Source organism: Paenibacillus sp. strain BS8-2 (genome assembly GCF_054483835.1).
Genome location: NZ_CM137010.1, coordinates 3578190 through 3600105 on the forward strand (window position 1 = coordinate 3578190; position 21916 = coordinate 3600105).

At 49.5% G+C, this 21916-nt stretch carries 16 protein-coding genes; 12 read left to right on the forward strand and 4 right to left on the reverse strand.

The genetic code is table 11. The annotated features are described in order from the left end of the window. Positions 1–6 precede the first annotated feature (6 nt). From ACX1C1_RS15355 to nagZ, 8 genes are all read left to right on the forward strand, one after another. Positions 7–1752, forward strand: a complete 1746-nt coding sequence (locus ACX1C1_RS15355) for a sensor histidine kinase (RefSeq protein ID WP_458953045.1) — start codon at positions 7–9, stop codon at positions 1750–1752. 116 nt (positions 1753–1868) lie between these two features. After that, entirely contained in the window at positions 1869–3470 is a 1602-nt protein-coding gene (locus tag ACX1C1_RS15360; protein WP_458953046.1) for an SWIM zinc finger family protein, read from the forward strand. Beyond that, positions 3467–6448 (forward strand): DEAD/DEAH box helicase, encoded by a 2982-nt coding sequence (locus ACX1C1_RS15365; protein WP_458953047.1) that lies wholly within the window; start codon positions 3467–3469, stop codon positions 6446–6448. Before ACX1C1_RS15360 ends, ACX1C1_RS15365 begins: the two co-directional genes overlap by 4 nt. 3 nt (positions 6449–6451) lie before the next feature. After that, positions 6452–6676 carry a hypothetical protein gene (locus ACX1C1_RS15370; RefSeq protein ID WP_458953048.1) on the forward strand — a complete coding sequence of 75 codons (225 nt, stop codon included), beginning with the start codon at positions 6452–6454 and terminating at the stop codon, positions 6674–6676. Positions 6677–6891: 215 nt separating this feature from the next. After that, entirely contained in the window at positions 6892–8268 is a 1377-nt protein-coding gene (locus tag ACX1C1_RS15375) for an ABC transporter substrate-binding protein (protein ID WP_458953049.1), read from the forward strand. A gap of 10 nt (positions 8269–8278) precedes the next feature. Beyond that, on the forward strand, positions 8279–10090 hold the full coding sequence (locus tag ACX1C1_RS15380) for a cache domain-containing sensor histidine kinase (protein ID WP_458953050.1): 1812 nt from the start codon (positions 8279–8281) through the stop codon (positions 10088–10090). Continuing rightward, entirely contained in the window at positions 10087–11736 is a 1650-nt protein-coding gene (locus ACX1C1_RS15385; RefSeq protein ID WP_458953051.1) for a response regulator transcription factor, read from the forward strand. Before ACX1C1_RS15380 ends, ACX1C1_RS15385 begins: the two co-directional genes overlap by 4 nt. 43 nt (positions 11737–11779) lie before the next feature. After that, positions 11780–13384 carry a beta-N-acetylhexosaminidase gene (gene nagZ / locus ACX1C1_RS15390; RefSeq protein ID WP_458953052.1) on the forward strand — a complete coding sequence of 535 codons (1605 nt, stop codon included), beginning with the start codon at positions 11780–11782 and terminating at the stop codon, positions 13382–13384. Between the two features lie 85 nt (positions 13385–13469). On the opposite strand, the gene ACX1C1_RS15395 is transcribed toward nagZ, so the two are convergent. Both ACX1C1_RS15395 and ACX1C1_RS15400 read right to left on the reverse strand, forming a co-directional pair. Continuing rightward, positions 13470–14609: a YfbR-like 5'-deoxynucleotidase gene (locus ACX1C1_RS15395; RefSeq protein ID WP_458953053.1), complete on the reverse strand. Its 1140-nt coding sequence runs from the start codon at positions 14607–14609 to the stop codon at positions 13470–13472. Positions 14610–14641: 32 nt separating this feature from the next. Further along, positions 14642–15904, reverse strand: a complete 1263-nt coding sequence (locus ACX1C1_RS15400; RefSeq protein WP_458953054.1) for an MFS transporter — start codon at positions 15902–15904, stop codon at positions 14642–14644. 133 nt (positions 15905–16037) lie between these two features. Between ACX1C1_RS15400 and ACX1C1_RS15405 the strand changes: the two genes are divergently transcribed. The 4 genes from ACX1C1_RS15405 to ACX1C1_RS15420 all read left to right on the forward strand — a co-directional run bounded on the left by ACX1C1_RS15405 (position 16038) and on the right by ACX1C1_RS15420 (position 20567). Beyond that, on the forward strand, positions 16038–16862 hold the full coding sequence (locus tag ACX1C1_RS15405) for a MerR family transcriptional regulator (RefSeq protein ID WP_458953055.1): 825 nt from the start codon (positions 16038–16040) through the stop codon (positions 16860–16862). A 59-nt stretch (positions 16863–16921) separates the two neighbouring features. Continuing rightward, the gene (locus ACX1C1_RS15410; RefSeq protein ID WP_458953056.1) at positions 16922–17905 is read left to right on the forward strand and encodes a bile acid:sodium symporter family protein; all 984 of its coding nucleotides are present in this window, start codon (positions 16922–16924) and stop codon (positions 17903–17905) included. 44 nt (positions 17906–17949) lie between these two features. Beyond that, on the forward strand, positions 17950–19725 hold the full coding sequence (gene pnpS, locus ACX1C1_RS15415) for a two-component system histidine kinase PnpS (RefSeq protein ID WP_458953057.1): 1776 nt from the start codon (positions 17950–17952) through the stop codon (positions 19723–19725). Between the two features lie 119 nt (positions 19726–19844). After that, entirely contained in the window at positions 19845–20567 is a 723-nt protein-coding gene (locus ACX1C1_RS15420; RefSeq protein WP_458953058.1) for a response regulator transcription factor, read from the forward strand. Between the two features lie 23 nt (positions 20568–20590). Here ACX1C1_RS15420 and ACX1C1_RS15425 read toward each other — a convergent pair whose 3' ends face one another. Then, a complete protein-coding gene (locus ACX1C1_RS15425) occupies positions 20591–21460 on the reverse strand; it encodes an AraC family transcriptional regulator (protein ID WP_458953059.1) in 870 nt (289 codons plus the stop codon). 22 nt (positions 21461–21482) lie between these two features. Then, positions 21483–21914, reverse strand: coding sequence for a threonine/serine exporter family protein (locus tag ACX1C1_RS15430; protein ID WP_458953060.1), 432 nt, complete (start codon positions 21912–21914; stop codon positions 21483–21485). Positions 21915–21916: the final 2 nt, after the last annotated feature.

Below are 21916 nucleotides of genomic sequence, written 5' to 3' on the forward strand. Positions count from 1 at the left end.
CTTGTTATGCAACGCAATCTCTGGCTGATCGTAATCGGCGTTATCGTCACGCTGATTCTCGTAAACAACACAGTATATTATTTTCTAACGAGATCCACCTTGGAGGAAGGGCATCGCGCAGAGCTGCTCACGCTGGCGGGACAGATCGAGATTGCAGTCGAACAATCACGTCTGGGCGCAGAGCGCTTCGAGGAGCAGATTGGACGAGAACTTCGAACAGCGGCAATTGCAGCGCAATATGCGCTAGATCCCGATGTGGAGAAAGTGACAACTGAGCAACTTCAGGAGTTAAGTCGCAAACTCGATATCGCACATATTACACTGCTCAAGAAAACGGCTGACGACATTATCATGTATCGCTCATCCGACAAGATGGAGAGCGGAAGCACAAAAAGCTGGACGCCATGGCACCAGGTATTCCAACAACTGTTCGCAAGAGAAGCCATCAAAGAGGAGTGGCTCGGACAGGCGATGACGAATTTCTGGAGCGGACCATACGAAGTATCCACGACCCAGATCGATAAAGTTTACAAATGGGGTTATTATTATGACGGTTCAACGAACTATATTGTCGATCCATACGTCAATTTCACGGATATGGATGAGTACAATCGTATAACGGGAGCAGAACGGCTTATTGCCGAATTAGAGAATAAGAGCGAATCCATCGTAGAGATTGCAGCCATTAATCCCGCAACCTTTCCCGATGGCGTATGGACGACAACCAAGGACGGACAAGAGCAGGAGCATCTTGTCCAGCGCCCTCTAATATACGGCAACTATTCCGTCAAATCGGATAAGGATATTACACTCGTACGCGAAGCCTATCGGAGCCATAATGTACAATCTCTGCAATATAAGGACGGTAATAAACATTATTATAAGCTGTTCGTTCCCGTCTATGTCAAGGAAGCAGGCATCAAAATAACGGATGAGTTCGGCAAGCAGTTAGACAGTTATGTGCTGACGATTGTTTCGGATTACGAATTTATCGAGAAGAAGCTTCATGATCAATTTCTGGATTTGGGTCTTATCATTCTATTCTTGTCGATTATAAGTCTACTTATTGCATATTTTGCTTTACGTTACTATCGGTACACAAGAGAGAAGGCAGTCGAAGTCGCCCAAGAGACGTACACAGAAGAAATCAACAGCCTGTTCCAATCCATCAAATCGCAGCGCCATGATTTTCTTAATCATGTTCAGACCATTCAGGCGCTGGCAGAGCTCAACAAACAGAATGAGCTTGTTGCATATACGAAGGAGTTGACCGGGGATATTCGTTCTGTAAACGAATATATTAACATCGGTAATCCGGCGATTGCCGCTCTCATCCGCTCCAAGATTTCTCAGGCAGAAAGCTATCACATCATGCTGGAATGCAGCTTTAATGGTCTAGATATGCAGGGGATGGGCGCGAAGACGCTTGATATCAACCGTGTTCTTGGCAATTTGCTTGATAATGCCTTTGACGAAGTGTTGAAGTATGACGAGAGCAAGCGTGAAATCGAATTATCCGTTACACAGAACAAACACGCGCTCGAAATCATTATTACGAATACCTGTCTAAGTGCCGAAGAGCTTGCAAATAAACCACTCTTCAAAGCGGGATTCTCCACCAAACAAGATGGACATCAAGGGCTTGGCCTGGCAATCGTTAAAACAATTGCGGAGAAAAACAAAGGTCATGTAGCTGCATTCGCTGCTTCTCCTGATAAATTAACCGTTACGGTCTATATCCCGTTATCCTAATCTGAAATGAAGTTGTCAGTAAAAGTTGCAACACGTCATCCGGCGATTCCATGTCGCCGGCATGACGTTTCTTTGTGTTATAATGGAAAGATGCTTTTGAATCAGAAAGCGGGTGAATGACGGCAATGGTCTTATTCGACAAGGATAGCGACAGGTTGGAGAAAGAGCTGAAGGCGAATATGGGAAGCGTCGTCTTCAAGCGCGGCTGGAGTTATTATAAGGAAGGGCGTGTCCGTAATGTGAAGGATACGACCGATGATATATTGACAGGAATCGTACAAGGCACGGAGCTGTACGCGGTCGTCATCGATACAGATCAGATCCGGTACAGCACATGCACATGCCCCGTCAGCAAATATTGTAAGCACATGGCGGCGGTCTACTTCTATTACATCGCCCTGCAACAAAGCGCTGAAGCGGCGGAGGCCACTTATTTCAGGCTGCTCGGTATCGCACCTGCAAGTCGGCTGGCAAAGCCAGCACAAGCGGATGGTGTACATATTCCTAAGCCTATAGGAGCCACGGATCCCGGCATGGAGGGGACGACAGCGGAGTGGTTCCAGTGGATGGAGGCGGAGTACGGCGATTCGTATCTCAAATGCCGACATTCGTTGCATGCGCTTCAGCCGGTGTTATCCGGACTTAAAGGGTTGGCGAGGGAGTGGGAGAAGCCGCTGCAGAAGCTGCATTGGTTTACTTCCATTATGTTCGCGATGGAGCAGGCGGAGCGCGCGATTATGACGGTAGACAGTTTTAGCCGCTATTATCACGAGATGTCGTTCCTGCGAATGGCGGAGCCTTGGCTTGAGCAGGGCTACGAGCTGTTATTCGAGCTAGACACTGATCAGATGAGCGAGCAAGAATGGGAGAGAGCATCCGCTCTGGCAGATCGATCGAAACAATGGGCGATGTTAACGGAAAGCCAGATGTTCGATTGGCCGATGCTGTACCTCTCGTTCTGTCAGGTGCTCTCTCGGCGCAGAGAATGGTTTGAGGCCGAGCTTTCAGCTCTGCTGGATGCATCGGAGAGACAGGATGAGGAACTAGATACCTCGTTCCTGCATGCGGCGGCGGGCATGTTCTATTACTTAGATGGAGACGATCTCACCTCTATTGCACAGTTCAAGCTAAGTTCGTTCGAGAAAACGCAGAAGCTGATGTATCCGTGTGTCGCGCAGCGAATGGAGTCGGGTAACTGGGAAGCAGCTGAAGCGTGGATGTCCTATCTCTTTGAGAAGGTGCATGCTGCGCGCAACGCGCGGAACATTGGACCCTTTATGACCTTATGCCGCCGTGCGGAAGAGGACCGCCCTGAATCACCTATCTGGTCGACGTACATGATCGAACTCCTTCCATACTCGTACAGCGATTTATCCGAGCATTGGCTGAGCGTCAAACGATACGAGGATTGGGCGGATTTGCAGATGCTGATGGGGGCAAAGGCCGAGGAACTGGACGCTGCAGGGCTTCGTGAGGTCGCCAAGTTATCACCGGAATCGTTATTACCGCTGTATCACCAATCCGTGGAATCGAACATTGCCACACGTAACAGACAAGGTTATCGAATTGCGGTTAAAGGGATTAAGAAATTGGAGAAAATCTATAAGACATTGAAGCAGACGGAGAAATGGGAAGCCTATCTCGCTGGACTAAATACCAAATATCAACGGCTGCGCGCGCTGCAGGAAGAGTTGTGGAAAGGGAAAGTCGGCCAATGAGAACGTCTACGAATTTACGCAATTTGACGATAGATGGCATGTGGGGCGAGGAAGATGGTCAACCGGGGTTGCTCCTGTGCGCCGTTGACCGCAAGGATTTGACGGAAGGACGACTAAGCTCGCTGCTGTTCGCGTGGCATAAGGCTTCATGGTATGGTGCGGATATCGACGAGCATCGGGTAGGGAATCAACGATTTCTTCGCCTGCGACCACTTCTTGCAGTTGACTATTTGACGTTGCCGAAGCCTGTCCGACTTCTCGATGTGGCATGGTCGGATCGGCTTACCGTATTGGTGCGATTGGCAGGTATGGTGCGAACGATGCTGCTGCAAGGGTGGTATATGCCGGATTGGCATAATTGGAGCGAAACTAAGCGCAGCTGGACGGCAGCATGGCCGGAGAGCGAAGCGGCGCTCGCGGATGAGTGGGCCCAGTCTCTTCGTGAGGCGGAGGCCAACGGCGATGTGGGAGTGTCGCGATGGCTTGGCGCGGCAATCGAGGAATTGATTCATACAGACAGCGATACGTCAAGCGCCTGGACGGCGATTGGAGCCACAATGGGCGACGGCGTTCTCCGGCATAAAGGGACGGATGAAGAAGAATGGCTAATTGCCATAGGCCTGCAACGTGATATGCTCCCATTCCGGGTGGCGTTGCAGTTGCTTGAGCCGAGAGAATCAGAGGGGTGGCGACTGCGTCCCGCACTACAATCGCAAGGCGGCGGCGAGTGGATCACGATCGAACAACTCGAAGCAGGACGCTGGATGGCGGTTAAGTCTGATGGGTCACCTGATGGCGGACGAGAAGTGGAACGACAATACTTTGAGTTACCAGCAGAGTGGACGGAGCAGCTTGCTGGCAAGATGGCCAAAGAAGAACAGAAGTGGGCGACTGTGCTGCCGCATCTCAGTAAAACTGTTGTTGAAGAAGAACGACCATCTCAAGTGTTATCGATGTCGATGGGCGATGATATAGATTTGCGTATGGAATTGACCGAACAAGAGGCATGGGGCTTTCTGGAGCACGATAGTCTCAGACTGCTGGAATCAGGTACGCCGGTCCTATTGCCTGCATGGTGGGAAGCCGTCCGAAGCCGCAGGCTGAGGGTACGCGCGAAGCTCAAATCGTCCGTTGGATCGGCAACTCAACCAATGTTTGGACTGGATCAGATTGTGCAATTCGACTGGAAGCTCGCTCTTGGAGACGTGGATTTGTCAGAAGCCGAATTTATGCAAATGGCCGAAGAGAACAGGCGTCTTGTTAGAATCGGCAATCAATGGGTGCATCTTGATCCGCAGGATGCAGCGGAAATCAGGTCTTGGCTGAAGCGTGTCGGCAAACGCAAAGGGCTGTCGTTCCGCGATATATTGGAGATGCATCTCCGCGGAGGCACGGAGCTTTCGCTTGACGAAGAACGGGAAGATGGTTTGCGCGCTGAGGTAGAGCTTAATGAGCATCTCGGCGCCTGGCTCACACAGCTGCAGCAAGTATCTCGTATTCCGGAAGCGGAGCTGCCGCCGTCATTCCTTGGTGAGCTGCGTCCGTATCAGCTTCAAGGCGTATCATGGCTGCTGTTTCTGCGTCAATTCGGACTAGGCGGCGTGCTGGCAGACGATATGGGTCTCGGCAAAACGATTCAGTTCATCGCCTATTTGTGTTGCGTCAAGTCGGATGCAGACAGCGTGGCGGGACCGTCTTTGCTCATATGCCCGACATCGGTAATCGGAAACTGGGAGCGGGAGCTGCGGAGATTCGCTCCAACGCTTAACGTGCATCTGCATTACGGCGGGAAGAGGGGACATGGCGAGGAATTGACCCAACTAGCGATGCAAGCGGATGTGGTCATTACCTCGTATTCGCTTGCACAGCTGGACGAAGAGGATCTCGTGAACATCGAATGGAATTCCTTATGTTTGGACGAGGCGCAAAATATTAAAAATGTATATACCAAACAATCCAGCGCGATTAGACGTCTGAATGCCCGGCACAATATCGCCTTGACCGGTACGCCAATGGAGAATCGGCTAACGGAGCTATGGTCCATCTATGATTTTATTAATCCTGGATATTTGGGCAATATGACGGATTTCCGCAAGGCGGTCGTCACGCCAATCGAACGGACGCGGGACGAGAAGCTGATCCAAGGTCTACAGCGTTGGGTGAAGCCGTTCATGCTGCGCCGGGTCAAGAAGGATCCCGCCATCCAGCTCTCGCTTCCAGACAAAATAGAGACCAAAAGTTATATGACATTAACCGCAGAGCAAGGCACCTTGTATGAGAATCTCGTTGCCGAGCTAATGGAGAAACTGGATACCTTAGACGCTATGCAGCGTCGAGGTTTGATACTGGCGACACTAACTAAGCTTAAACAGCTTTGTGATCATCCTGCATTATTGCTGCATGAGACGGAGATCGAAAAGTGGGAAGCCGAACGTTCGGGCAAGATGGCCAGACTGATCGAAATGTGCGAGGAGATCGCCGCGGAGGGAGAGCGCTGCTTGATCTTTACGCAATTCGTGGAGATGGGCCAGCGAATTAAAGAAACGCTTGAGCAAACACTTGGCGTGAAGGTTCCGTATTTGCACGGTGGCGTACCTAAGGCGAAGCGGGACGAAATGATCGCCGCCTTCCAGTCTGATGAAACGGTCGGTGGTGCGTTTGTTCTGTCGCTTAAGGCTGGCGGAACAGGGCTAAACCTTACCGCAGCCAATCATGTCTTTCATTTCGACCGTTGGTGGAATCCTGCCGTCGAGAATCAAGCAACCGATCGCGCGTTCCGGATTGGTCAAACACGCCAGGTTCAAGTTCATAAATTCATCACGCTTGGAACCTTGGAAGAAAAAATTGACGAGATGATCGAGAGCAAACAGTCGCTCAACGATCAAGTTGTTGGCGTGTCGGAGCAATGGATTACGGAGATGAGCACGGATGAGCTGAAGGAGCTCTTTGCGCTGCGGGATGTATGGTTGAAAGGATGATAAATGTTGACGAATGATAATGTGTCTAACAGCCCGCACCGGATCGATCGGTTGGATCGTCTGAAGGGACCAAGGAATACCCGATCTGAATCAACGAACGAGCATATAGAGGCAAGCGGGATGCAACGCGAGGAATTGCCATTGCATCTCGGGCCTCCGCAAGCGAATGAAGAATGGCGTAGATTGTACGCTTCCATCAAAAGAGCGACGGAACGGCTGAGGGATTAATCGTCAGCTTCACAAATAATAGAATTGTATCCCCGAGTTATCGTTATTTGGACCTCCTGTCTTTAGCCTCTAAGCGGATATAATAATGACAGGTATGTTCGGATTGTTCGCCAATACATAATCGACAAGCTTGAATACAGCTAGAAACGGAGCAGCGGACTTTATGGAATACCTCAGAGCGAGCATGGTGACAGTGGATTGGGGGAGGGAAAGGCTTGCGTAACAGTTATATTCTGATTGCTGCGCTTCTGGTCATTGCAACGGGAACCTCTGCTTGTACGCAGGACCAGAACAATACAGATCAAACACAGACGTTTAAGCAAGTTACGCTTTCCCTTAGACATACCCAAATCAAAGAGACTAGCGAAGCCCGTCTGCGCGTGCTGGAGGATGTTGTTGCCCAAACAGAGTCTGAGAACGAAGGCGCAACCATCCAACTCGAGGGGATCGACGAGATCGTGAACCGCGATACCAAGCTGAAGCAAGAGATGGCCGTAGGCAATCCCCCGGATATATTCGAGGTGTTCGGAGGAGCGGATCTCAAGCTGTATGTCAAAGCAGGCCGTATGCTGGATTTGACTCCGCTGCTGCAGGAGCTCAAATTAACGGACAGCTTCGAGAGTTTGTCAGAGTTCACCATTGACGGCAAGGTATATGGTGTTCCTTATGGAGGATACAGCGAAGGTATCTTCTACAACAAACAAATGTTCGAGAATTTAGGGCTGTCCATTCCACATACGTGGAATGAATTAATTGATGCTGCAGAAGTCATTAAGAATGCGGGTTACATACCATTTGGTCTAGCAGCGAAGGACGCATGGGCTACTGGTATGATGTGGAATACAATCATGGTTCGTTATGTGGGCATTGATGCTTTCAGTGGACTGCTTACCGGTGAAACAAAATGGACGGATCCCGGCTTTATCCAAGGGTTCGAGGCCTATGCCGAGCTGATTGAACGAGATTATTTCCCTAAGGGAGCTCTTGGATTCGAGTACTCAGAGCAAGGATCGCAGCTGCTGGGAGGCAAAGCTGCAATGGTCTTCACGGGGACCTGGGATATGAGCCACTTTACGAGTGTGGAAGCAGGGAATTTGCGTGGCCAAATCGGATTCTTTTCGTTTCCGACCATTCCTGGAGGTCTTGGCGATCAACAATCGATTAATGCATCTTACTCTAACGGATTTGGTTTCTCTTCGAATCTGAATGAAGATCAAATCGAGGTCGTCAAATCTTTTATCGCGAATTACTTTAATGAAGAAGTGCAGAAGCGCGCTATGAACGAAGATAAATTGCTCCCGTCGATGAAATTCAATGATTTGACCGATACGGATCCAATTGTGAATGAAGTATTGACGGTCATGGGGCAAGCCTCGAGCAAGTGGCCGGCCTTTGACGCCATTGTGCAGCCGGTTGTGACCTCTGAGATTGGCGTTGGCCTGCAGAAGCTCATCGGTAATTTAAGTACGCCGGAGAAAGTAGCGCAGTCCATCCAGGAGGCGCAAGAAAAAGCAAATCGGACTTTTGTGACGGAGACATCACTTGGTCAAACAGCGGAAGGCGCCAGCCAGACCGACTCGGGGGAACGATAGGGGGAGCATCATGAATCTGAGACCGAAGCTGATGCTTGCCTTTATTTCACTTATTATTATTCCGATGATCGGACTTGGCATATTCTCCTTTCTTAATTCCGAGACTCTTCTGGAGAAGAAGTACAGCGAACAGTCGGAGATCACGATGAAAGCGATCGCAGGAAATATCTCGTATTTCTTCCGTGAGCTTGACCAACTGTCGAATGGTAATGTCGTCAGTAAGGAAGTACAAGATATTTTAAACCAAACGGACCTTAATATGGACGATCCCAGCACGTTGATTCGGATCAATCAGGATGAGAAGCAGATTAGCAGCATCCTGTTCCAACATCCCGCCGTCAGTTTTGTAGTCATGTATTCAAGCGACGGCACGATGTACAGATCCAATCGTAATGATCCTACAACATTTAGGCCGATTACGTTCGGACAGCTGCAGCAACATTCGCTCTACGACCAAGTCATATCGCTTGGAGGAAAGCCGCTCTGGATTGGGCCGCACGAGCAGCGAGAGCTGACGGGGGTTGATCCGCCATTATTCACGATGCTCCGCGTTGTCAAGGATATTCAATCCTTCAACGACATTGGAATCATGGTAACGCAATACAAGACTGAGGATGTCAGCAGCATGCTGAAGGGTTTCCAGAAACCGGATTCAGCATCTTCTGGCTCCCGTTATTTCATCATTAATGGCAACGGTCTAATTATGCTGGACAGCAATAAGCGATACGATGGCGAAAGCATTGATCACTATACGGGATTTATGCCGCAGCTGACCGAAGACTACAAGAGCTCCAGAATGAAGTTTGATGGTGTCGACAGTCTTGTATCTTCTCAGAAGCTGGATATTAATGACTGGGTGCTGCTCTCTGTACAGCCGTGGAATTCGTTGACGAATGAGAACGTAAGATTCGTGCAATGGATCGGGATGATTACGGTCATTGGTCTGTTATCCGCGGTATTGTTTAATGTATTCTTCGTCAATCGAGTCGCCAAATCGATTATTAAAGTCGTTCGCAAGATGAAATTGGTGGAGCAAGGTCTGCTGGACATTCGAGTATCCGCGCAGGGCAAGGATGAGACCGTGCTGCTCGCCAACAGCTTTAATAGCATGGTAGAGCGAATCGGCAATCTGCTCAGCGAAGTAAGAAGAGAACAGGATCGTAAGCAGCATGCAGAGATGATGCTCATGCAAGCACAGATTAAGCCGCACTTTTTGTTCAATACGCTAGAGTCGATTAATGCGCTCGCCGCCCAGAACGAAGGCGCTAAGATCATGCTGATGGTAAGACGATTAAGCAACCTGCTTCGCACGAGTATGCATCACTCCGAGGAAATCGGCATCAAACAAGAAGTCGAACATGTCAGGAGTTATCTCGAGATTCAGAAATACCGCTTTGAGGATCTGTTTGCGTATGAGCTGCATGTTCCTGAGGAAGCCTTTGATTATACGATTCTGAAGCTGACATTGCAGCCGCTGGTCGAGAACAGTATTCAACATGGATTCGAAGGGTACGAGGACGGTTATGGCCTCATTTCGATTGATGTACAGGTCGAGCCTCATGCTCTAGTCATTATGGTAAGCGATAACGGAAAAGGCATGGGCCGAGATATCCTTCAACAGCTCGCAGAAGGTTACAACCCATCAAGGAAAACCCATGATGAAGCGGAATTAGGGGAACGCAGAGGATTAGGTATTCGCAATGTGGCCGATCGGCTCCGTATTCATTACGGTCCGGGCTTCGGAATGATGATCTGCAGCACAGAAGGGGAAGGCACAATGATCAGATGCATAATTCCTAAGAGTAGAGGTGAGCGCGAATGACTGATAAGGTGCTGTTAGTAGATGACGAAGCCCATATTACTCGTAATTTGGAGAAGGTCATTCCCTGGGAAATGCTCGGCTTGAAGGTGGCGGGTACTGCCAAGAACGGTGCGGAAGCGCTGCAAATTATGGCTGATCAATCCATCCAGCTATTGTTATGCGATATCAGAATGCCGGTGATGGACGGCCTTGAGCTTGTTCGCCAAGTTCGCGAAAAGGAGCTTCCATGCGACATTATTATGTTATCGGGCTACCAGGATTTCGCTTATACGAGAGCAGCCATTCAATACGGGGTTAACGACTATGTGTTGAAGCCGATACCGTATGACGAGCTCACAGGCGTTATCGCAAGAATTATGTCCAACCAGCGAAGCAAGCAGAAGCAGCTATTCGAGGAGCAACAGAAGATTGGTCGTATGATCGATCTTGCAAGCGAGAAGATTCTATATGACATCATCATGGACTATACCGATTTTTCGGGCAGTCATTGGTTGTTCTCCGGCGATGAGCAGCAACTTAAGCTGCAGCAATTCGTGATGATCATACTCGATCTCGATGTGAGCTCGGAGTCGACAAAGGATTGGCGGGACTGGACAGACAAGGAACGTAAGCTGTGGAATTTCGCAGTTTGTAATGTACTTCGCGAGAAGCTTCAGGTAAACGGGCTGCATCATGCCGTTATTCAGATGCGTGATGGCGAGTGGTGCGTCTTAATCGAGACTGCTGACGAGGTGGACGGATTTGACGAGGCTCGGGTGAAGGATTGGGCGCAGATGCTCATGTCTGCTGTCCACAACCACGTTAAGCTGTCGCTGAATGCAGGCATCTACCGCGGATTCGCTACGGTCGAGCAATTGTCGGAAGCGTATAAACAAGTGCAATTGGGGATGCAGCTGACACCTGTACATGACACGATTACGTTATATCCATCCGATGGCGAACGCCATCCAGGGGAAGACAAGGCGTTCTGGGTGACCGCGGAACGTCTCATCGGAGCAGTGAAACGAGGCGATGCGACGGCGGTCGGTATAGAAGTCGATCATATCGCGACTCAGCTGCAGCATCTGAATGAACATAACGGCTCGCGAGTAAAGCCGTTGCTCCACTTTTTTGTCCTCCACTTGATGCGTGAGATGAAAGAAATGGCTGTCTTTACGAAGGAGCAGGAGGAGCAGCTGTGGCGTAAGCTTGACCGCCGGTTTAATATCAAGGATCTGCTGAACTTTATCCGCCAAGTGACGGAGGCGGTAACGGAGCGGAGTATGGATAAGAAAAAGCAGTCAGAGCTTTCTATGCTGGAGGCCCGTACGTTCCTTGACCGGAATCTCAATCGAGATCTAAGCGTAGAAGAAGCCGCCACGTATGTCGGACTTAGTACGTCTTACTTCAGCCTGCTGTTCAAACAAACCTTCGGCGAGACCTTTATCGAATACGTGACTCGCGAGCGGATGGAGCGAGCCAAGACGATGCTTGCGGAGTCTCAGAAGAGCGTTGCCCAAATCGCCAAAGAGGTTGGATACGCAGAGCGTAGATATTTTACGAAAGTATTTATGAAATATACCGGTGAGAATCCAACGGATTTCCGCGGGAAATACCTGAATGCCGAGGTTTCCGGATGGGCTGGTGAGCCTGAATCGGAATCATAGAGCGTTCGAAATCAAATTAATTAACTGGAGAGGAATAGTTGATATGGGAGAACAACAATGGAGTAATTGGAGCTTGAAAGAAAAGATCGGACAGCTGTTTGTGTTCGGATTTCACGGTTATGAGCCTTCCGCGGAATTAAATGAGCTGATCGAAGAATACGGAATCGGCGGTACCATCTACTTTACTCGTAACGTCAAGAACGCCGAGCAGGTACATGGATTATCCGTTCAGATTCAAGATAAGGCCAAGCAGGCCGGACGCCCGCCGCTGTTGATCGCGATCGACCAAGAGGGCGGAATGGTGGCAAGGCTGGTTGACGGCGTGACGCTCATGCCTGGCAACATGGCGCTTGGCGCAACTGGTTCCGCGGAAGCAGCTTGGCAGACGGCAGCCGTATGCGGAGAAGAATTAAGGACGCTAGGAATTACGCTTAATTACGCGCCATGCATTGATGTAAACAATAATCCGGATAATCCTGTGATCAACGTTCGTTCTTACAGCGACCGTCCAGAGCTCGTGTCGGAGCTCGGCGCTGCAGCTGTACAAGGGTATCAGTCTGCGCGTGTAGCTGCAACCGTCAAACATTTCCCGGGACATGGCGATACGTCGGTTGACTCGCATCATGCATTGCCTGTATTGCCTCATGATCGCACAAGACTTGATGTCATTGAGCTTAAGCCCTTTGAGGCGGCTATCGAAGCGGGTACGGATTGTATTATGACGGCACATGTCGTGCTGCCGGCCCTGGACCCGAGTGGAGTGCCATGTACACTATCCGAGAATGTGTTGACAGGGCTGCTTCGTAACGAGCTAGGTTACGATGGCGTCGTTGTGACGGATTGCCTCGAGATGAGTGCGATCGACGAGTTCTACGGTCCGGCTGCGGGTTCGGTTAAAGCGATTAAAGCTGGAGCGGATATGGTGCTGGTGAGCCACACGATCGAGAAGCAGCGTGCCGCTCTGGAAGCGGTATGCGCCGCTGTCGAGAACGGAGATCTATCCGAATCGCGTATTGATGAGGCTCTGCGCCGTATTATGCAACTCAAGAGTAAGCTTGAACTATCGGAACCAATCGTATCTTGGGAGCAAGCGTCGGCCGCCATCGGTACGGAAGCCAATAAGGCGGTTGCCCGCCGCTGGAGCGAATCATCTGTAACGTTAGTGAAGAATGAAGATGGCTTGCTGCCGTTCAAACGCGAAGCGAATACGCTTGTATTATGGCCGGACATCGTTCCTGTATCTGTTGCGGATGAGATGTTGTCCGGAGACGGCACGCTTGGCGACTTCTTGTCTCAGCTAGGTGCCCATGTGACCGAGCGCCGCATGACCGGAGAGGAGCCGCTTGCCGGTCTCGAGGAATTCGATCAGATTGTCGTTGTTACTTACGATGCAAACAAACATATGTTGGAGCGACACATCGCTAGGCAAGTCGTAGAGCGCGCGAGGGAAAAGGTTGTGGCGGTGTCTGTCCGCAATCCGCTTGACCTTCTCCTGTACCCGGATGTGAAGGCATACATCGCTGTATACGAGTGCCGGCCTCTGGCACTGTCGTCTGCCGCGAAGGTGCTTCTTGGCGAGCTCAAACCGCAAGGCAAGCTGCCGCTCGAAATCTCGCCGGCATATCCGTTCGGCTGGAACGCAGAATAATATCCGGTAAATACAAACATCCTTCCTCGATCATCCGGAGAAGGATGTTTTTTGTGATGTGAGGCAGGGAGTTGTCATTGTCCTTCTAGCGGACGAAATGATCATACGTAAGATCATGCAAGATATACGCGAGAAAAAAAATAACGCACGGCTGTTCATAGTGATGTTGGATATGGATCAGTTGTCCGTAATACTTCTCCCCATAGTGAGGGTTGTTGCGCATCTCAAGATTGCTTTTAATTAACGCATCCAGCTTGTCCCCTACATCGACGAGTACTCCTTCGTACGTGTCATCCTTGGCGTTAACGAGAAAATCCATCATCTCTTCATGGAAAAATTCAGGGAGCTGTTCCACCATGTTGCGTGCAACCTCCTGCTCGTATCGCTCGAACGCTTCGCGTACGACGGCAGAAGACTTTTTGATCGGGGAGGCTACGTCGCCGCTGACCCCTTCGACGATGTCGTGCATGATGGATTTGCCTAGCAGACGATAAAGATCGATGTTTTGCTGCCCGAACCGCTCCTTCTCCAATAGACCGTTCCACAAAGACATCGCGGCTACCCGGAACGAGTGGGTTGCGTCATTATCCGGGATGAGATTAAAGCTGCCGCCCCAGCGGTCGATGAGATCGAGATTAAGAATATGGTCGAGAAATTGGCGGACACCTTTGTCCATCTCTAGCGCCTGCAGGAGCCAGACGATGGAAGGATATTGGGAGGCAGTAAGCTCGGTTCGAAGCTGTTCGAATTTGGACGTGAAATAAGGGCTGCCGTCCAGCTCGTACTCTCTCATGCAGAACAACATAGCGTCGAACGAATCAATCGCTTGTACAAGCCGACCAACATAGGTGTCATCCTCCGCATCAACGATATAGTCGTAGAAATGCGGCTGGAGAGAGCGTGAGAGATGCGAGACGATTTCTTTGCTGACCTCGCTCTCCAGGTGGCGGATGTGGTCGGCGACATGTATGTCCTTCTTCGTCACATATTTGATTGAGCCGGTTACCGTTTCGTTAAGGTCATGCAGCAATGCGCGAGCGACTAGCTGTAGTTTGTTTATCGAATGACCGGTGATCTTCTCTTCTATTAAGCCAATCATGATCGCGAAGGCCGCACAACGAAAGCTATGGCTGGCCGCATTGTCCTTGAACCTGGGAGAGAACTCCTTCCACCGGGACACATACTGCATTTGAATGATGGCATTGGTATATCGGCTGTTCTTCATGCGTATCTCCCCTCCAATTTTCTCTGTATGCGTTAAACGTTTTGACCAGACTTTTCCTCAGCATCCGATTGGCGAAAGACTCTGTAGTTAAATAAGGCGATTAGGAATGTGATCGAGGTCAGACATGCCGCGAACATAAACAAACGTACAATCCCGAACGTCTCTGCGATCCATGCCATGCCAAGCAGCGACAGGCAGAAAAACAAATTAAGCAGCACGCCTTGCGCGGCAAATACCTGAGGCAGCAGTCGCTTCTCTACACTGCGTTGCAGCAAAGTTCTGCGGCTTACCATCGCGAGTTCTGCGAATGGCCCGCACAGAATGACGAACAGCAGCGCAAGCCATGGCGATTGATTGAAAGCGAATAAATAAATGAACAGGCTGTATCCAATCATTCCGACAAGCATGAAGGGATAAATACTGGAGCTTAGCCTTTGAACCAGCGAAACGACGATAATGCCGCCCAGCACGGCACCAGAGAAGAACGTGGCATTCAGATATCCCCACCACTCGGTGCCTCGTCCGAGAACCTCATGTACGTATGCGAGTAGGAACGCACCGGCCCATACCGAGTTCGCCACCATATCGGATACGTCCATGAAGGTCAACACTCGAAGTCTCGGCACTCTCCAGATGAGCTGCCAGCCTTCAAGCATAACCTTCCACTGGCTAGTGGATTGTGACTCTTCGTCACCGATCTCTCGAACATGTGTGGAAGGTTCTTGGATGCGAAGAGTCAAGATTGCCGCAAGGCCGTAAATGAGTGATGCTGTCATCAGCGTAAAGTCTGTGCCTATCAGTACAACGACGATACCGCTTAACCCCCAGCCGGCAAATTGCACGATCTGGTCACTGACGGACAACAATCCATTTGCCTTCAATAGTCCGGCGTCAGAGGCAATCAGCCTCGGTACAAGCGCGTTGCGCGTTGGCGTTGTCCACCCGTCAAGGAAGGACAAACCTGCAACGAGTAACAAAATCATGAGGAGCTTGGCCGAATCACCCGTAATCCAAAGATATATCACAAGTAGTCCGAATACAACGAATTGTCCTAGCTGTGAGAAAAAAAGTAAACGCGGCAGCCTGACTCTGTTCATGAGTAGTGGCGCAACAGCTCCGCTGAGCATCCCCATCGCACCGCGAATCAACGGCACGAGCGTCGCTGAGATCAAGCTGTTTGTCTGGTTCAGTACCATCACAGTAAGCGCCATACTGTATAAAATATCGGCCATATTGGATGCAGTTTGCGTACCTAACAAGTAATAAAATGGTTTGTTTAACGTTTTGATCGTCATCTCTTTAGGCTCCATCTCTCTATTGATGTATGCTCTCAGCAATGATACTAAAGGTATACTATCGGGTAACCCAATAGTCAAGTCCTAAGAATCACGTTATAATGAATGGCGTAGAGAGAGGATGAGGTTAACGATGTCGATGTCGGATATGACGAGCCCATTGTTGACGATCGGAGAAGTCGCCAAAACATGCGGAGTCACTAAACATGCTTTATTTCACTACGACGAAATCGGCTTGCTCAAGCCCGAGTTCGTCAACGATAAGGGATACCGTTACTATTCGTTGAAGCAATGTTATCTGTTGGACCTGATTAACGTGCTGAGGAAAACGGGCAGCAGCCTGCAGGAAATCAAAAGTTATATCGTGGATCAAACTCCCGAGCTTTTGGTAAGCATGTTCAAGGAAAAGCAGAGGGAGCTGGAGCTGGAGCAATCGAGACTCAAGCGAATGCATCGTTTATTGCAGGATGCTATCGACATGACGGGAATCGGGAATGAAGAGTTTATCTCACAACCGATCATTAGAAGATACGATGCGGAATATTTGATTATGACGAAGCTGGAGGAGTCAGGAGACAAGGAGTTCGCGAGCAAGCTAAGTGAACACCGAAGCTACTGTGAGCAGCTTGAAGCGGATCATGGCTTCGCGATATGGTGCATCATCGGACAAAAACGTTTCATGAGCGGAGATTTCGACCCGGAGTCGATCGCTTATCGATTGGCGGAGCCAGTACAGACGGATAGATTCGGTAAGAAACCAGCGGGTCTGTATGTGGTGATGGATCACAAGGGAACCTACGAAAGTGCGCCGAACACCTTCGAGATTATCAAAACATTCATCGATACGAATGAGCTTCAAGTGAAGGGAGATGCTTATTCGGTCGATTTGTTAAATTATTATTCGGAAAAAAATCCGGAAAACTTTCTCCTGCGAATGATGGTGAGAATTGCAGATTAGGGTTATCATTGGAGTCATCATTATGGCATGTATGGCATCTATAAGACGGGAGAACTCAGATGGAATTACGGAAATTTGGATTGACCTTTAATGCATTATTCGAGAAATGGATGTTTCTTATCGTCCCGTGTTCATTAATCCTTGGTTTTTTGTTTGAACGACTATTAAGTCCCTATGTTCCAGCTGTTCCTTACTTATTTGCTTTTGTTACACTTACAATGGCGATGGGCTGTGGACTTGATCAGCTGCGAGGTGTCATGAAGCGACCGGGTATCATGGTGCTGACCTTCATGCTGGCACATGTATTGTCGGCTGTCATCGCTTATGCGGTGGGAAGTGCGATATTCGGATCAGATTCGCCTTATGTTGTCGGTCTTGTGTTGTTTACGATTATTCCGCTCGGCGTATCGTCCGTATTGTGGGTAGGCATGTCGGGAGGCAGTATACCGCTTATGCTGGCGATGGTGGTGCTTGATTCATTGCTGAGTCCGCTGGTCGTGCCTGCAGGAATCCATCTATTCTTTGGGGCGGCTGTCGAGGTTAAGGCGGGGCCGCTGATGCTGGACTTAACTATATTGATCGTGCTCCCTACCGTTATCGGCATCATCTTGTATGAATGGAGCAAAGGTCGTATCGCGGAACGTGTCAAACCTATTACGGCTCCGTTCTCCAAGCTTTGTTTCGTATCTGTCGTTGCGCTGAACGCAGCTGCTATCGCACCTTACGTTGAGGAACTGAAGCAGGATATGGCAATGCTCATTCCGATCGTAATCGTGCTGGTCGGCATCTGTTATGCTGTAGGCTTCATCTTCACGGCGAGACTTCGCAACCATGAAACGCAGACGACGGTATCCTATGCCACGGGAATGCGCAATATTTCATTAGGCATTGTGCTTGCGATGGGTTATTTCAGCCCGCTTGCAGCGGTTCCGGTAGTGCTGTCCATTCTGATTCAACAGCCCTTCGCTACCGTACATCATTATATTTTACAGAAAATTAACAAGAATAAGACTGGCGAAAGTGTGATGACGCATGTACGATAGACGTTAACATAGTGGATCCGCCTATCGGTGAGGAGTGAACGGACTTGAACAGTTTTCGCACGCGATTAACGTTTATCATCATTGCTATGACTGCGTTGTCGGTAACGGCCGCAGGGTTCTTAATGATGAAGACATTCAAAGATAACCACATCAACGCACTAGAAGATAATTTGGTGCGCGAGATGCATCTGATCGTTAACAAGATGGTATGGCTGGCCGGTGAGCCCGAGCAACAATTCGATTATTATACCAAGGAAGCTGTCGAGCTCGAAGGATATACGGATGCTAGAATTACGTTTATCCGGCAGGATGGCACGGTTATTGGAGATTCAGATTATGAAGCCCGCAAGATGGACAACCACTCGGACCGCAAAGAGGTTAAAGAAGCGTTCGAGAAGGGTGTAGGTCAATCTATACGTTCAAGCGATACGGCTGGAGAGAGCCTAATCTACGTCGCGATGCCCTATCACGCTGCCAGCGGCGACACGTACATTATTCGGCTAGCCATGACGATTGAAGAGGTGGAAAGCAGCATCGACCAGTTGATGCTTGTTCTGATCGCAGGTCTGTGGGTATTATGCGCCGTCGCAGCATTGATCAGTTATCGTATTGCCCGAAGCTTAACGAGCCCGCTGGAGCAAATTACGAAGGTAGCCAAACGGATCAAAAACATGGATTACCGCGCGCGCGTCAAGCTGACGAAACATGATGAGATTGGCGAGCTCGGCAATGCTATTAATGCCATGGCGGACAGTCTGCAAGTACAAATGAGCCGAATCAAGCAAAACGAGAACCAGCTAGAGAGCGTCCTTGCGAACATGATTAATGGTGTCGTCATGATTGATACCAGCGGACGGATCCTGCTCATGAACCGTAGAGCGGAAGAGATATTAGGTTTCTCTGCACGCGAGCTGGTCGGCAGACATTTCGCAGAAGCCAAGCAGCAGTACGAGCTAGCCCAAATTATTCAGGAGGCGCTTGATACCAGAGAGCATCTGCGCGAGGAAATTACCTTTTACTTCCCGGAAGAAAGACTGCTGGAGCTTAATTTGGTACCGGTCATGGAAAATGACGACGGGCAGTTCAGCGGCGTATTGCTTGTCTTGCAAGACGTATCGGCCATTCGGCGCCTGGAGCGGATGAGGAGCGAGTTCGTTGCGAATGTGTCTCATGAGCTCAAGACACCGATCGCGGCGGTCAAAGGTTTTGCGGAGACGCTTCTTGGAGGGGCCGTAAAGGATGAAGAGACGACGCGTTCGTTCCTTCAAATTATCTATGACGAGAGTGAGAGGCTGAATCGACTTATTGGCGATATTCTTGAGCTATCGAAGATCGAATCGAGACGAGTGCCGCTGATGTTCTCCCCTGTTGAGGTTGATGCCTTCATGAGCAAGACCATGACGATGTTAGAATCGGAAGCAACCCGCAGAGGGATCATGTTGGAACGCGATGTGGAGTCGGGGTTGTATCTCGAAGCGGATGAAGATCGACTGCGTCAGATTATGATGAATCTGTTGTCTAATGGCATCAACTATACGCCTGAAGGCGGGAAAGTTTCGATCCGAATCTTCGCATATGGCGAAGAGCATATCCGCATTCAAATTCGGGATTCCGGAATCGGCATACCCAAAAAGGATTTGCCGCGCATATTTGAGCGGTTTTACCGTGTGGATAAGGCGAGATCGCGCAGCTCAGGCGGTACGGGTCTTGGCTTGTCTATTGTCAAACATTTGGTTGAGCTGCACAAAGGCACGATATCGGTATCCAGTACGGTTGGCGTTGGTACAACCTTTACGATCGACCTGCCGGTTATACAATAGGGGCCGTTGTTTACAAATAGTTAGCTCAAACCTATATTATCGTGTTAAACTGTTAACAAATCGTTAATTATATCGTGTATGCGGGCTAATACTTGCCGCTATAGAGGTTGGAGGTCGACATGTCTTATAAAGTGCTTGTTATCGAAGACGAACCGACATTAGCTAGGTTATTGTCTTACAACTTGACTCAGGAAGGTTACGAAACAACGGTAATCGACCATGGCAGCGAAGGCTTGCAAACCGCACTTCAACGCAGCTTCGATCTTATTATTCTGGACATTATGCTGCCCGGCATGAACGGATTCGAAGTACTGAGCCGCTTGCGTCAGCATGGCGTCCGTACTCCGATTATTATCCTTACGGCGCGCAATGCCGAAGAGGAGGTCGTTCAAGGGCTCAAACACGGCGCAGACGACTATATTACGAAGCCGTTCGGCGTGGCAGAGCTGCTTGCCCGTGTATCGGCTGTCTTGCGCAGAACGCAGAATGAAGATCCGGCGCCGGTTACCTCGAACGAAAAGGTTATTGCGGTTGGCGACTTAGCGATTTATCCGGAGAAATACGAGGTCGTCGTGAATGGAGAGTCCATTCCGCTGCGTCCTAAGGAATTCGAAGTGCTGCTGTATCTTGTACAGCGTCCCGGCATGGTGATTACCCGCGACGATCTGATGAATATTGTATGGGGCTTCGATTACATCGGCGGACAACGCACAGTGGACGTACATGTCAGCTCACTGCGTAAGAAGCTGGAACTTGGCCAACAATCTGTACAGATCGAATCGATTCGTGGAGTCGGCTACAAACTTGTAATGCCCAAAAAGCTCGCAACCCCTAAACCGTAGGGATTCCGAGCTTTTTTCTTGTTCTAATGACTCTGCCACGCCAACATTTTGCGCTGGAATTGTTTGGGCGAGCAATCATTGTACTTTTTAAACATCTTATAGAAGTGAGCCATATTGGGCATCCCGATTTTCTCACCGACCTCTGAGATGCTCATGTCTTTGGTAAGCAGGATCCGTTCGGCCCATTTTACTTTGCGGTAATTGACGTATTCGGTGAATGAAAGTCCGATTGTTTTTTTGAAATATTTGACGAAGTAATAATAGCTCATGTTGGCAATCTTGCATACTTCCTCGACTTGTATACGATCGGTCAGATGGTTCTCCACGTAGTCAAGGACTGGCTTTAGGCGAACCTTATCGAAGTTGTCTTGCTCGACAAGGAGCTTGCGAGAGTCGTTGCGGAGAAGGATCAATAAAATTTGTTTGATTAGAATGCTCGCAGCCAGTTCGTACCCCGTCGACTTATTGGTCGCTTCCTCCAGTATTCGGCTGATGCATGCGGATACTTCCCTTTTCACCTCGGCGTTTTCTTCGAAGATGTAATTCGATTTGCTAAGCGGCGCATGTGTCGCTGAGAAATACCGAATGTACGGGATGGAGCTATGGTCAAAAAACTGCTCCAGATCGAATTGCAACACGATGTAGTCGAGATTGTTGCAGTCGCTTTTGTCGCGATGCAGCTCAGATGCGCCAATGACAACAAGATCGCCAGGACCGAGATGGTAGCTGTCCTGCTCCAAATATACATCGAGATTCCCTTCCAGTATGAGCAGAAACTCCAGTTGTTTGTGGTAATGCCAATTTGTAACCCCCGATTCGAACCGCCCCGTTCGGAAGATGCGTACGGACAATAAGGGATTCTCATACTTTACTTTTTCATTAACTGCATCCATCTCCCAGCGCCTCCTAATCGTGTCAACGAGCCGTTCGCCTAATAATTTGATTGATAACCTCGGAGAAAATTAAACCGATCGCAATTGCGCCAGAAATCATAAAGGCTTTGACCGCCAATTCGACAGCCGTATCGTACTGATCCAAGACGACATGTCTCATTGCATCATAAGCGAGTCCTCCCGGCACAAGCGGGATAATTCCCGCAACACTAAAGATGATGATGGGCGTTCTGTAGAGCTTGGCGAACAGCTGGCTGATGACCGTTACGAGAAATGAGGCGATGAGCGTCGCCGGAATGGCATCAAGCCCAAGCTCTATGCCGGCATAATAGACGATCCAGCCGGACATGCCAACAAACCCGCATCGCGCAAGCTGGCGAATCGGCGAGTTGAAGATAAATCCGAATAAAGCGGATGAGACGTAACTTGTTATAAGCTGGTAGATGATATCCATGC